Origin of the sequence: Mycoplasma sp. NEAQ87857 (assembly GCF_009792315.1) — a bacterium.
Lineage (GTDB): Bacteria > Bacillota_I > Bacilli_A > Mycoplasmatales > Metamycoplasmataceae > Mycoplasmopsis.
This window is the reverse complement of the sequence record NZ_CP045542.1, coordinates 467,910-481,088: the sequence shown is the minus strand read 5'-3', so window position 1 is coordinate 481,088 and position 13,179 is coordinate 467,910. Positions and strand designations below refer to the sequence as shown.

The window sequence follows — 13,179 nt, the reverse complement described above, 5'->3', positions numbered from 1 at the left end:
TTAGAAAAATTGTTTTTTATGTAAATTTAACAAGATTGAGCAAAGAGAATTCTTTCGTACTCATTAGGTGATAAGTACTTCCCATTGTATTTTAATGATTTTCTTGTTTTGTTATTAATTCTGTTCATTATCTCTTGAATTTCTTCTTGTGAAGTGTTGTCAAAAGTTTTTCCTTTTGGGAAAAATAGTCTTATTTCTCTATGCATATTTTCGATTGAACCTTTTTGTGATGATCGATAAGGATCGCAGTGATAAATTTGTCCTATACAATCAATTTTATCTAATAAATAATTCTCAGATCCATTATCAATTGTTAAGCTATCTATTCTTAAATTAAATGCTTTAATTAAGGTTTCTAAACCTTCTTTAGCAGCTAAAGCAGTTCTACCAATTTTGATTGAGTAAGCTTTTCTACTTTTTCTATTAAGTAATGTTAAAAGAACAGTTTTAGATCTTTTTGATCCTACTACTGTATCCATTTCATAGTCAAAAAAGTTTTGTCTTAAATTAATTTCTTCACTACGATATTTTATGTTTAAACCAATTTTCTTTTTCTTTTGTACTTGTTTTCTAGATAAAACAGAACTATACCCACGTTTTGAAACAATAGGTAAAATGTCTATAGGAAGGTTTAAATATGGTAATTTCAGTAAGTGGTAAATACTTTGTTCGCTAGTGATATATGAATTTGGGTTGCTTTCTATAAAGTTTAGTCTAATGTTAAAAATAGAAGTTTTAATAGCTCTAACACTTACTTTTTTAAATTTGTTCTTATTGTAATTTTTAGTTACTTCATTTAAATAAACAAAGAAATCTTTATATCTATTTTTCATAATTTGTTTTTGTAAAAAGTTTCTATGTTGTTCAGCTTGGTTTCTAGAGTCAAATCAATTTTTAATATTAAGTCATTGAATTTGTTGAAAGTACTGACCGCAATTATTGCATCTTTGACGTTTTGGAAAGTGTTTAACGTCGTTAAATTTCATTAGTTTATTAAAGTTTGAAACAATGCTTTTACGACTAAATCCAAGCTCTTTAGATATCTCTTTTAAGCTATTATTACTCTTTAGGCGATCAACCATTATCATAACACTTGATACGTTAAAATGATTAGGGTCAAACTTTCTCTTTGATGATAGCACTTGAATATAAAAGTCTGTATCAACTTTAGTTTTCTTAAAAAGGTAATGCTTATAAACTTTGATATTTTGTTTATTATTTAAATGGTTTGAGATGAATTGTTTAATGCAAATAGGTTTAACTATTGGACTTTTACGTTTATTCATTATAATTAAGTTGGTTTCCTTTCGTTTATTTTTTTCTATATATATTTTACTAGGAAACTAAAAGCACGGACCCTTAAACCGGGAACCGTGCTTTTTTAATGAATACGAAATAAAAAAATTAATTTAAAAAAATAAAATGCCCATAAAAATTTATAATACTTATTATTAAAAGCTGTTTAGGAGGAGATATGAGTAAAAAAATAGAACTAGAAAACTTAGCGTCAGATTTAAATGTAGGTAATATTTCTCAAGGAGTTATTGATTACATTATAGATAAGCATAAAACACATTTAAAGAGAAAGCAAACCGATATAACAAAAGCATTTAGGTACGCTATAGACGATGAATGATACACCACATATGAAGATGTGGAGTTCTTTATAAAAAACGCTAACATTCCAAAAGATAAGGTTATATGATGTCCATTCGACCTTGAGGATTCTAACTTTGTAAAAGCTTTTGAGGATTATGGTTACAAAGTTATTTACTCACATATTCTTTATGAACAGGATTTTTACAAGTATGAACCTGAAGAAAAATGAGATATTCTTATTTCTAACCCACCATTTAGAAATAAACATAAATTATTAGAGAGAATACTAGAATTCGGTAACGATAAGCAATGAGCATTAATATTTGGAGTACAAGCGTTGAACAGCGAAAAGTTTTGCGACATGTTACAAAAATTTAAAAAGGTTCAATATGTACACTTAAAACGTAGAATGTGTTTTACTAAAGACCATGTTAATTACGATGTAATGAACCTTCAAAGACCCAGTTTTGCATCGATGTGAATTTGTAATGATATGTTTCCGGGAAACGGAATAAAGGTTTGAAACGGTGTTAACTACAAAAAAGATAAAAAGGAATATTGTTAATGAAGTTAAAGGTAACAACAAAATTTTATGCAAATTTACAACACTTGTGTAAAAATGACTTTAGCCTGAGTCTCACAAAAGAGCAAATTGATAAAATGATATTCGACACTTTAATAAATGATGAATTTATTAAAGATATTAAATTTGAAAATATTATTTTCGAAGAAACTAGTGATTATAAGTTTCAAGGAGCTATTTGTGAAAGTGAGAAAAAAATCTTCTATTTTTCACAAATGTTAAGCAGTGATAATAAATTAAGATCAAGAAATACATTTTTATCACAAGGATTCTATGGTGTTTATAAAATAGCGTCAATTAAGAAGTACCAAATATACACATCTCTTAATCCTTTTTCAAACATTGACGTTAAATCTTTTACACCTAATCCATTATCAATCAAATTGATAATACAAATAATGAAAGAAATTGGTGTTAAGTTCGGTAATACCATTGTTTTAAAAGAAAATGTTTTTGAAGACAGTCTAGAGAGTTTTCTAGGTATAAAGAATAATTTAAGAAAGAGAAATACTTCAAACGATGGTACTTATATCGAAGTTTACACCAAGGGGATAATCAATATTTTTGCGACTTTTCAAGGAGCAAAATGAGGTGAAACATTTTTAACTTGTTTGTTACTAGCTATAAAAAAAGAAAAATGAAATATTAAAAAAATCAATTTTGTTCATTATGATATTGAAGTTAAGAAAGCAAAGAGTAAAGAAGAGACTTTAATCGATATTGGTATAGAAAATGAAAATATTAATGAATTAGTCGCTTATGAACTTTCTCTTGACGATAAGGATAGAACAACTAAAGAAGTAGAAATTCAATTAAAGAGAATGCAAGATTTATTTAGAAAGAATATCTTAAAGTTCTTTAATTTTATGAATGAATGCTTTGCTTGTGATTATGAAATAAAAGAAAATTTAATAGCTAGTCACATCCACAGATTTACAGATATTAAAAAAGACTTTGAAGACAATAAAATTAGTCATTTAGAAGCTAAAAAACAAGCCACAGATGGAGCTAATGGTTTCTTATTATGTCCGAACCATGATAAAGAATTTGAAAAAGGTTTTATATATTTTGATATCGATAACTTAATGTTTAAAGTCAATATAGATAAGGTCAAAAATTTCCTTGAAGAAAATGAAATTAAAAGTATAGAGAATAAAATAAGTAAAAAAAGATTAAATTACAATAAAGCTCTTACAGATAAGTTTAATAAATATCTCGAGAAGCATTATGAACGTATTAAATTAAATGAAAAATAACTATTTTGGTAATTTTTTAATAGTGTTAAAAATGTACTTTAATAAGTAATTTTTTGGTCTAAAAATTAAAAATAAAAAAGAGTTTAAAAAAGTAGCAACTGTGATAAAATAAATACGCAATATAGAATTTAATTGCAGAAAGTAGAATTCACTTCTCACCTGATGGTAATAGCCTTGGGTTTTGCTACAATTAAATGTATCATTTATAATTCTGATACCTTTTTTAGTAGAGAAGTGGGAAACCACTTTTTAATTTTATTTTAAAGGAGAATTTATTATTCAACCAAGAGGAAAAAAACCAACATCAGAGCACTATATAAACTCAAGCATTCCGTTTAAACAAGTGTTTCTTATTGGTGTTGATGGCGAAAAAATCGGTGTAAAATACACAAAAGATGCTATTGAAATGGCAAAAAATCTAAAAATGGACTTAGTACTAATTAGTGTTAATCCAAAACCAATTGCACGTATTTTAGATTATGGAAAATTTAAATACGATCGTAAGAAAAAACAAAAAGAATTAAAAGAAAAACAAACTAATATTCAAAATCGTGAAGTAAGATTAACACCAATGATTGGTGAAAATGATTTAATGACAAAAAGTCGTAAAGCACGTGAGTTTTTACTTAAAGGTGATCGTATTAAAGTATCGCTTAAACTAAGGGGTCGTGAAATCGGGAGAAAAGATTTAGGGTTAAATACTTTAGATAAGTTTTATAACACCTTGCAAGATATTGCAGATAAATCAACTGAACCTAAATTAGTAAACGATCGTTTCCTTGACATGAATCTCCAACCAAATAAACAAAAAATAGCTAAATATCTTAAAGAACAAAGTCAATTGACTAAAGAAGGAGAATTAAATGCCAAAGATGAAAACTAAAAGTGCGTTAAAAAAACGTATTAAAGTTACAGGAACAGGTAAAGTTATGAGAGAACAAGCTTACCGTTCACACTTAGCACAAAATAAAACTACCAAACAAAAACGTCAATCTCGTAAATCTACACTTATGTCAAAAAGCGACCTTAAAAGATTTAAAGCATTGATTTAATCTAGAGCATTTATTTATTCTAGAAAATTAAATATCTAAATTAGAAAGGAAGACAATAATGGCAAGAGTAAAAGGTGGAACAGTAACAAGAGCAAGACGTAAAAAATGAATAAAATTAGCTAAAGGGTACTTTGGACACAAATCAATTGGTTACAAAGTTGCTAAACAACAAGTTGTTAAAGGATGAACATATGCGTTTAGAGACCGTAAACAACTTAAAAGAAACTTCCGTAAATTATGAATCGCTCGTATTAATGCAGCTACTAGAGCTGAAGGGATGAGTTATTCAAGATTCATCAATGGTCTTAAGAAAGCAAACGTTACAATTAACCGTAAAATGCTTTCAGAATTAGCAATTAATGAACCAAAAACATTTTCAATGTTAATTAAAATAGCTAAAGAAGCTTAATAATACAACTTAATTTAATAAACGTTTTTGAGTTTGTTAAATTAAGTTTTTATTTTAATTTTTAATTTATAAAAATAGGAGAAACAAATGAAAACAGTTATTATCGGAAACTGAAAAATGAACAAAACTTTTTCAGAAACAAAACAATTCTTAGAAGAATTTAACACATTATATCAATCAGAAAAATCAAAAATTGCATCAGATATCGAATACGGTATTGCTGCTCCATTTACTAATTTAGCAGCTTTTAAAGATGTTGAACTTAATGGATTAGCTGTAGCTGCTGAAAATATGTCAAATCATCTTTCAGGAGCTTATACTGGAGAAGTTAGTGTTTCAATGTTAAAAGACTTAAATGTTAAATATGTAATTTTAGGTCACTCTGAAAGAAGAAGTTACTACGGAGAAACTGATGCTTTAGTTTATGAAAAAGCTAAATTAGCTATCGAAAATGGTTTAGTACCAGTTATTTGTGTTGGTGAAACATTAGAAGAATACGAAGCAAACAAAACAAAAGAAGTTGTAGAGTACCAAATTAAACACTCAGTTAATGACTTAGATTTAAGCAAAATTATTGTTGCTTATGAACCAATTTGAGCAATTGGTACAGGTAAAGTTGCAACCCCTCAAACAGCACAAGAAGTTTGTGAATTCATTCACTCAATTACAAGTGATGAATTAGTTGTACAATACGGAGGAAGTGTATCTCCTGCAAACATTGAAGAATTATCACAACAAAAAGATATTAATGGTTTCTTAGTTGGTGGAGCTTCATTAAAAGCAGATAGCTTTATTAAATTATTAACATTAGGAAAATAATTAATGCAAAAAATTAAACAAAGTCATATTAGCTTTTTATTTCAAAAGAAAAATAGTTCTAAAGTAAGTTTTATTTCTGGGATTTTAATAATTGTTTTATTATCTATTACTTTTTTAGGTACTTGAAATTTAATTAGTAATGAATTATTTAATAGTTGATCAAAATTATCAGTCGAACAATTAAAATATCTAACTCAAAATAGAATTTTTCCAGAAGTAGCTTCAAGCTTTTGACAAAGAGCATTGACTTTTACATATATTTCAAATTTTGCTGCAGGAATTTTATTAATCATTTTTGCTTTTTGCAAAAATAAAAAAGCAATATCAAACATTTTAACTATTTCAATTACATATATAACAATTACTTTTTTAGTCTTTTGAGGATTAGTTTTTCCTTCAATTTTAAAAGACATTAAAAACTCATCTAATCAAAAATCTTATTGATGATTTGTTTTTACTACTATTATTCACTTTATTAATCCAATGATCGCAATTGTTGCTTTTGTTTTGATTAAGAAAGATTTAGTGGTTTCTAAATATGTTATATATTGAGCATTTATATTTATTTTTATTTATTATTTATTTGCTTTAAGTACATTTTTTATCGGAGAAAAAGTTACTAATATTTATTTAAATAATCCACAATTAAAGCAAGAATTAAAAGAAATAAATATTTTTAGTAGTACCAAAACTACAATTTATGCATTTTTAAACTTTAAGCATCCTTTATTTTATAAAGGTAACTCTTTATTTGCTATAGTTGGTTTAAATTTATTGATATTTATTTTAGGTTCAATCTTAGCTATAGGTATAACTTGAACCTGAATTAAAGTTTTAAAAATAAAAAAATATAATTAAAATACCACTTTGTGGTATTTTTTTCATTTTTTATGCAAAATCTAACTTCAAGCAATAAAAAATAATAAAATTTAAGTATGAAGGATGTTTATGACGTTAGTTCTCAAGAGGTTAAAATTGAACATAACATTTTCATACATTTTGATGTTATTTACAATAAACATTTAAAAATATTGAAATATAGTTTTAGTAAATTATTTTTACCTTTTGCCTTTAGTTTAGGATATTATGATCCTAAACTAAAGAAAATGCGATTTTTGTTTAAAACAATTGATCTGCAATATATTAGTGAGGATAATTTTTGATATAAAGTAAAAAGAGATTTAAGAAGTTCAATTGAAAAATTAACTAACATTATCACTGATAATGTGTTAAGTAATATCAACTTTATTTCTTGAAATAACTTATATGTTCCTCACATTATAAATTGACTAGTTTCAGGGAAAACAAAAATTATTTGTTCTGACAATATTGCTCTTGATGACATTACATTTAATGTGAAAGACGATGTTGAAAATTTCACTTATTTGAAATCACTTGATCTTGAAGAAGATAATTATCGTAAAATAGAGGCTGAAAATATTGATTATTTATGGGATTCATTAGCTGGTTTATACTTATTTTGTCATACTAACGAAATAGAACTTAAAGAAATTGAATATTCAAATATAAATATTAACTCTATTGAAAATGATGTACATAATTACTCAATAAACCGTATCAAACGTATTTGATACTATTTAAAAAATAAACAACAACTTGAAAAATATAAACCCTTCATTTTAGAAATTAACAACCAAATTAAAGATATTGCTCTGTTAAAAAAAGATCTATTAACCAAATTAAATATTTTAAGAGATGTTGCGATTCAACACTATGGAAGTAGTTGTTATGAATATATTGAATTTGCTAATAAATGAATAAATCATTTAACAAGTAATTCATCATCTAATAACGAATCGAGTTTTATAGATAACAAAATTAAAAAAATAAGATCAACAATTGATTTTTTAAGTTCTTTAAATGGTTTAGATTTATCAAAACCCATTTATGAAGTTTTTGACATTGTTATTAACCAATTGCAATATTTTACTTTTGAAATAAAACGGCTTAAAATGCAAAAACTTAAAAAAATACGTTCTTTCATTAAAAAATAAAAATATGGTTTAATACCATATTTTTATTTTGTTTTATATTGGACTATAAAACAATTTCTTTTAGTAAAATTAAATTATGAATTCTAACTTAATTAATCCTAAAGTGTTAAACAACATTAATTTTGCTAAATCTAAAACCTATGTGATATTCTTAGATTTTGAAGCAATTAACAATTGAAAGGTTAAAAATCGTAAAAAACCTAAAGATTGATTAGATAAAGATATGCCTATTTGTGTTACTATAGGTTGATTTAATCTAGAGCATAATTTTAAAACTCAAACGATTTTCTTTAATTTACAAAATATTAAACGAAAATCGTTTTGATCTGAATCAAGAGCAATTTTTAAAAACGCTTTAGTTAGATTAACGGGTTTTAAAGGAAAAATAACTAGTAATAATTTTATTTTTTGTGGTTGAGGAGCTTCTTTGGAAAATAAATTTACTAATAAATTAGTAAATTTACCAAGTTATTCATTAACTGATTTTTCTATTAATTTAGACAACGTTAGTAAATCATTTACTAATGTTAAAAATTATTTTGATAAATTTATTAAAGCTAATAAACAAAATCAAACTATCCAAAAAAATCAACACAAAACAGGTTTTATAGCTAGTTACATAGGTTCATTAATGTATGCTTATGTCAATGGATATGATTGAGTTTCTAGAAATGATTATATTAAATATTCAAATTATTTAGGTCAATACAATAGTAGTGATGTGATAAAAATGGGTTTAATGATGAAAGATCCAGAGAAATTAAATATTGTATTAAATTATTTTGCTAAGAAAAATAGTCAGATTAATTCTGTTCTTTCATCAATTAATAAATATAAATCACAAGTTTTATTATTTGATAAATTTGCTTTATTTAAAAATTTAACTACTGAACAATTTTTAAATATAAGTCATTGAACTATTGTTTTAAATATTATTTTTCCTTGTGAAAAAAATAAAAAAATTACCCAAAAAGATTTAATTAAATTAAACAATAATAAATTTTTAATCAACTGAAGTAAAATAAAACCCAAAAATACTAAATGTCAAATTTGTAGTGATTATTGTTATCATGAATTAATTCAATTGCAAGATAAAGAAGAATTAAACAATAAAATTGAAATAGAATTAAATGCTTACAAACGTGTTTGCAAGTTGATTAATAAATATGCAAAAAATGAATCTAATTTAATAATTAATGACATTAAAAAAATAATTCAACAAAAAATAATTCAAAAAAATAACCAATATCAAGAATTGGTTAATGAAAAAAATGCTTACACATACAACCAATAATTTTTTTATTCTCCAACTAGTTATATAATATAAAGACAACACAATTTGTATTCAAGGAGAAACTATGAAGAAAGTAATAGCTCTAGCAAGTGATCATGCTGGATATCAATTAAAAAATGAATTACAAGAATATGTGCGTTCTTTAGGATATGATACTGTAGATCTTGGGCCAAGTACAGATAAAGAATCAATTAGCTATGCAACTCAAGGTAATGATTTAGCTAATTACATTACAACTAGACATCCAGATTTTGGTATTGGTGTATGTGGTACAGGATTAGGAATTTCTTATGCGCTAAATAGACATAAAGGAATTAGAGCAGCAAGAGTAGTCTCAGTAGAAGATGCTCATTTAGCTAAACAACATAATAATGCTAATGTTTTAGTTTTTGGAGGAAGACAAATTTCTTTTGATGAAGCTAAAAAAATTATTGATGAATACATTAAAACTGATTTTGAGGGTGGAAGACACATTCAAAGAATTGAAGAATTAGATAAATAATATCTAATTCTTTTCTTTTATTTGTTATTAAATTTTTAATAAAATTATTAGTATGAATAAAAAGGTTTTTTCACTTAAAAAATTTATCTTATTAACCGTTCAAATCATTATTTTAATAGTTTCATTAGTTTCAATGATTTTACTAATTAGTAATTTCAGTTATGAGTATATTTGAGCATTATTGATAATTTATTATGTGTTAAATATGATTTTTCTTTTTATTATTTATGTGCAAAAGAGAAATAAAATCGCTAAGTTTAGTTGAATCTATTTCATCATACTTTTTCCAATAATTGGTAATGTGGTTTTTGTTGCTTTTGGTTTAGTTTTTATTAATAAATATGAATTAAAATTAGATAATGATCCTAAATATAATATTCAAACTTATATTGATCAAGGATTAATTCCTAATCTAACAAGTAATGATAGTCAATTACAACAATATGAATCATTGAACAATAATAAAGCTTTACCTTGTTTAATTAAGTTTTATGACCAAGGATATCATTTATATGATGAAGTGTTTAAACACATTAAAAATGCTAAAAAAAGTATTTTTATAGTTACTTACATTATTAAAAAAAGCGAAATATCTAAAGAGTTTATCCATTTAATTAAACAAAAAAAAGAAGAAGGTATTGATATTAAATGATTGGTAGATGATTTTGGTGCTACTTTTAGTCAAAAAAGAGAATTAAATAAATTAAAAAAGCTGGGTGTAGAAGTTTATCGAATTGGTAAAATTTATTACCCTTTTATTAATGCAACTTCATTTACTAGAAATCACCAAAAATATATTATTATTGATTCTAAATTAGTATTCTCTGGTGGAAATAATATATCAGATGAATATGCTTCATTATCTAAAAAATATGGTCATTGAATTGATTTAAACTATATGATTACAGGTCCATATGTAAATTACTATAATTTAGCTTTTATTAAATTTTGAAAAGTTATTACGAAAAAAAATATAGATATTGAACCAAACTTATATTTTAATTATAATTACGATTTATCTTTAATGGATAATCAAGCGATTTTATCTATTGATTCTCCATCGTATAATTATTCTACTGCTGAATATAATTGAATTCAAATGTTGATGAATGCTAAAAAAGAAATTATTATTTGCTCACCTTATTTTTCTCTTTCTTCTGCTTTATCTAAAGCAATGATTTTAGCTTTAAAAAAAGGGATAAAAGTTAAATTATACTTTCCAGGATTACCAGATAAAAAATTTGTTTATAAAATTAGCTTATACCAGATTAAACAATTAATGCAATTTGGATTAGAAGTTTATATTTATAATGAGAATTTTATGCATTCTAAATGCGGAATTATTGATGATGAAATTGCTTGAGCAGGAACAAGTAATTGAGATAGTAGAAGTATGTTTTCTCAATATGAAACAATTGATATTTTTAAAGGTCAAGCAGTTAGTGATTTAAAAACCATCATTAATTCATACAATAAACATTGTTATCTACTTAAAAATAGTCCATTATATACCAAAAATGGAACTTGAGTAAGTAGAATGATTTATCATTTAAGCTTACCATTGATCTAAAAAACACAGTTTTTATAAATTAAAACTGTGTTTTTTGATACTGATTTTTTCTTTAAATAACGCTTTTAAAAAATAACTTTTTTAGTAAAATATAAAAGAGATTTATAACTCAGTTTATTATTCACATTTAATAATAAGCATTAAATATGGATTCACTTGGGTGTGCTATTTATAAATAGTGCTAGGTGTTGGAAGTATTTAATTTGAAAAACAAACTAAAATAGAAGGAAATCAAAAATTATGACAGATACAAAAAAAGTTGAACAAAAACAACCTATTATTTCAAAATCAAAATTATTAGAAGCAGGAGCATACTTTGGACACAAAACTCATGCCTGAAACCCTAAAATGAAAGATTACATTGTTCCTAACCGTAGAAACAAAGGATCACACATTATTGATATTACCAAAACTCAAAAATACTTAGAATTTGCTTACTCATTAGTAAATCAATTAGCATCAAAAAATGCTCAATTCATTTTTGTAGGTACAAAAAAACAAGCTCGTGATGCTGTTAAAGCTGCTGCAGAAAGAACAAAATCATTATACGTAACTGAAAGATGATTAGGTGGAACATTAACAAATAACGAAACAATTATGTCTCGTGTTAAGAAAATGGAAGAATTAGAAGCTAAAGCTGCTAATGGATTTAAAGGATACACCAAAAAAGAAGCATTAAACTTTCAAAAAGAATTAGATAAATTACACAAAAACCTTGATGGAATTAGAAATATGAAACGTCTTCCACAAATTATGATTGTTGCCGATCCTAATGAAGACGAAATTGCTGTTAAAGAAGCAAGAAGAAAGAAAATCAAAGTTATTGGTATCTTAGACACAAACTCAAATCCAGATCTTTTAGATTTAGGAATTCCTGCAAACGATGATTCAGCAAAATCAATCACATTAATTATGACTGTTTTAGCTGATGCTATTGTTAAAGCACAAGGTGGACAACAATTATTTGCTTACCAAGACGATGAAAAAGTTGTATTACCAGATTTTAGTAAAAAATCAGAAAATCAACAATAATAATTAACTTAATATGTTAAAATTTATTTAAATTTAACATAACTTAAAACAATTAAAATACTTAGGAGGACATTATGGCTGACAACAAAATGGAAAAAATCAAAGAATTAAGACAAAGAACTAATTCAGCTTTAGTAGATTGTAAAAAAGCTTTAGAAGCTACCGAATACGAAATCGAAGCTGCTATTAAATGATTAAAAGAAAACGGAATCGTAAAAGCTGCTAAAAAAGCAGGACGGATTGCTGCAGAAGGTGCAGTTACTGCTTATGGAAATGAAAAAGAAGCAGTTTTAATCGAAATTAATTCAGAAACAGACTTTGTTGCTAAAAATGACAAGTTTATTAAACTTATGGACGAAATTGCTCAAGTTATTTTTAATGGCAAGGTTAGCACGGTTGAAGAAGCTTTAACTTTAAAATTATCAGACGGAGAAACAGTTGAACAAGCATTAGTTAATGCAACTGCTGTTATTGGAGAAAAAATCTCATTACGTCGTATTCAAGTAGTTAAAGCTAACGAAGGTGAAGTATTAGGAATTTATGTTCATGCCAACGGACGTGTTACAGCAGTTGTTACTGTTAAAGGAAACAACGCTGATGCAGCTAGAAATGTAGCAATGCACGTTTCAGCAATGAACCCTGAGTATACATTAGTTAGTGAAATACCATCAGAAAGATTAACAGAAATTCAACAAAATTTTGAAAAACCTGCAAATTTTGATCAAAAACCAGAAAAAATTCAGTCAATGATCGTTTCAGGTTGATTAGATAAACAATTATCAGAATTTGTTTTAGAAAAACAACCATTTGTTATGGAAGATTCATTATCAGTAGCTAAATATTTAGCAAACAATAATAGTGAATTAGTAGCTTCAGTAAGATATGAAGTAGGAGAAGGAATTGAAAAAGTTCAATCAGATTTTGCTTCAGAAGTTGCTGGAATGGTTAAATAATTTATAATTTTACTATTTTAAAGTATGCAAAATATTCCGCTTTACCCGGAAATATTTTGCATACTTTTTTTATGCGAATTTAAACAATAGGAGAT

Annotated in this window: 14 protein-coding genes; 13 read left to right on the top strand and 1 reads right to left on the bottom strand. The window is 25.5% G+C overall.

From position 1 onward, the window contains the following. Positions 1-26: 26 nt before the first annotated feature. Positions 27-1,286 (bottom strand): IS30 family transposase, encoded by a 1,260-nt coding sequence (locus GE118_RS01710; RefSeq protein WP_158763524.1) that lies wholly within the window; start codon positions 1,284-1,286, stop codon positions 27-29. Positions 1,287-1,474: 188 nt separating this feature from the next. On the opposite strand from GE118_RS01710, the gene GE118_RS01705 reads away from it, so the two are divergent. The 13 genes from GE118_RS01705 to tsf all read left to right on the top strand — a co-directional run bounded on the left by GE118_RS01705 (position 1,475) and on the right by tsf (position 13,084). Further along, on the top strand, positions 1,475-2,164 hold the full coding sequence (locus GE118_RS01705; RefSeq protein WP_233262761.1) for a sugar-phosphate nucleotidyltransferase: 690 nt from the start codon (positions 1,475-1,477) through the stop codon (positions 2,162-2,164). Then, complete coding sequence (locus GE118_RS01700; protein ID WP_158763729.1) at positions 2,164-3,438, top strand: HNH endonuclease; 1,275 nt, start codon at positions 2,164-2,166, stop codon at positions 3,436-3,438. The genes GE118_RS01705 and GE118_RS01700 overlap by 1 nt, the downstream gene beginning before the upstream one ends. A gap of 274 nt (positions 3,439-3,712) precedes the next feature. Continuing rightward, positions 3,713-4,321 carry a translation initiation factor IF-3 gene (gene infC / locus GE118_RS01695; protein WP_370452054.1) on the top strand — a complete coding sequence of 203 codons (609 nt, stop codon included), beginning with the start codon at positions 3,713-3,715 and terminating at the stop codon, positions 4,319-4,321. Continuing rightward, the gene (gene rpmI / locus GE118_RS01690; protein WP_158763728.1) at positions 4,302-4,490 is read left to right on the top strand and encodes a 50S ribosomal protein L35; all 189 of its coding nucleotides are present in this window, start codon (positions 4,302-4,304) and stop codon (positions 4,488-4,490) included. Before infC ends, rpmI begins: the two co-directional genes overlap by 20 nt. Before the next feature lie 58 nt (positions 4,491-4,548). After that, the gene (rplT, locus tag GE118_RS01685; RefSeq protein ID WP_158763727.1) at positions 4,549-4,899 is read left to right on the top strand and encodes a 50S ribosomal protein L20; all 351 of its coding nucleotides are present in this window, start codon (positions 4,549-4,551) and stop codon (positions 4,897-4,899) included. Positions 4,900-4,986: 87 nt separating this feature from the next. Then, positions 4,987-5,718: a triose-phosphate isomerase gene (gene tpiA, locus GE118_RS01680; protein WP_233262760.1), complete on the top strand. Its 732-nt coding sequence runs from the start codon at positions 4,987-4,989 to the stop codon at positions 5,716-5,718. Between the two features lie 3 nt (positions 5,719-5,721). After that, the gene (locus GE118_RS01675; protein WP_158763726.1) at positions 5,722-6,576 is read left to right on the top strand and encodes an MAGa3780 family membrane protein; all 855 of its coding nucleotides are present in this window, start codon (positions 5,722-5,724) and stop codon (positions 6,574-6,576) included. Between the two features lie 77 nt (positions 6,577-6,653). Then, a complete protein-coding gene (locus GE118_RS01670; RefSeq protein ID WP_158763725.1) occupies positions 6,654-7,733 on the top strand; it encodes a hypothetical protein in 1,080 nt (359 codons plus the stop codon). A 76-nt stretch (positions 7,734-7,809) separates the two neighbouring features. Beyond that, positions 7,810-9,027, top strand: coding sequence for a hypothetical protein (locus GE118_RS01665; protein WP_158763724.1), 1,218 nt, complete (start codon positions 7,810-7,812; stop codon positions 9,025-9,027). 64 nt (positions 9,028-9,091) lie between these two features. Next, on the top strand, positions 9,092-9,529 hold the full coding sequence (locus tag GE118_RS01660) for an RpiB/LacA/LacB family sugar-phosphate isomerase (protein WP_158763723.1): 438 nt from the start codon (positions 9,092-9,094) through the stop codon (positions 9,527-9,529). Positions 9,530-9,581: 52 nt separating this feature from the next. Continuing rightward, positions 9,582-11,099 carry a phospholipase D-like domain-containing protein gene (locus GE118_RS01655; protein ID WP_158763722.1) on the top strand — a complete coding sequence of 506 codons (1,518 nt, stop codon included), beginning with the start codon at positions 9,582-9,584 and terminating at the stop codon, positions 11,097-11,099. A gap of 240 nt (positions 11,100-11,339) precedes the next feature. After that, positions 11,340-12,131 carry a 30S ribosomal protein S2 gene (gene rpsB, locus GE118_RS01650; protein WP_158763721.1) on the top strand — a complete coding sequence of 264 codons (792 nt, stop codon included), beginning with the start codon at positions 11,340-11,342 and terminating at the stop codon, positions 12,129-12,131. 74 nt (positions 12,132-12,205) lie between these two features. Next, positions 12,206-13,084: a translation elongation factor Ts gene (tsf, locus tag GE118_RS01645; protein WP_158763720.1), complete on the top strand. Its 879-nt coding sequence runs from the start codon at positions 12,206-12,208 to the stop codon at positions 13,082-13,084. Positions 13,085-13,179: the final 95 nt, after the last annotated feature.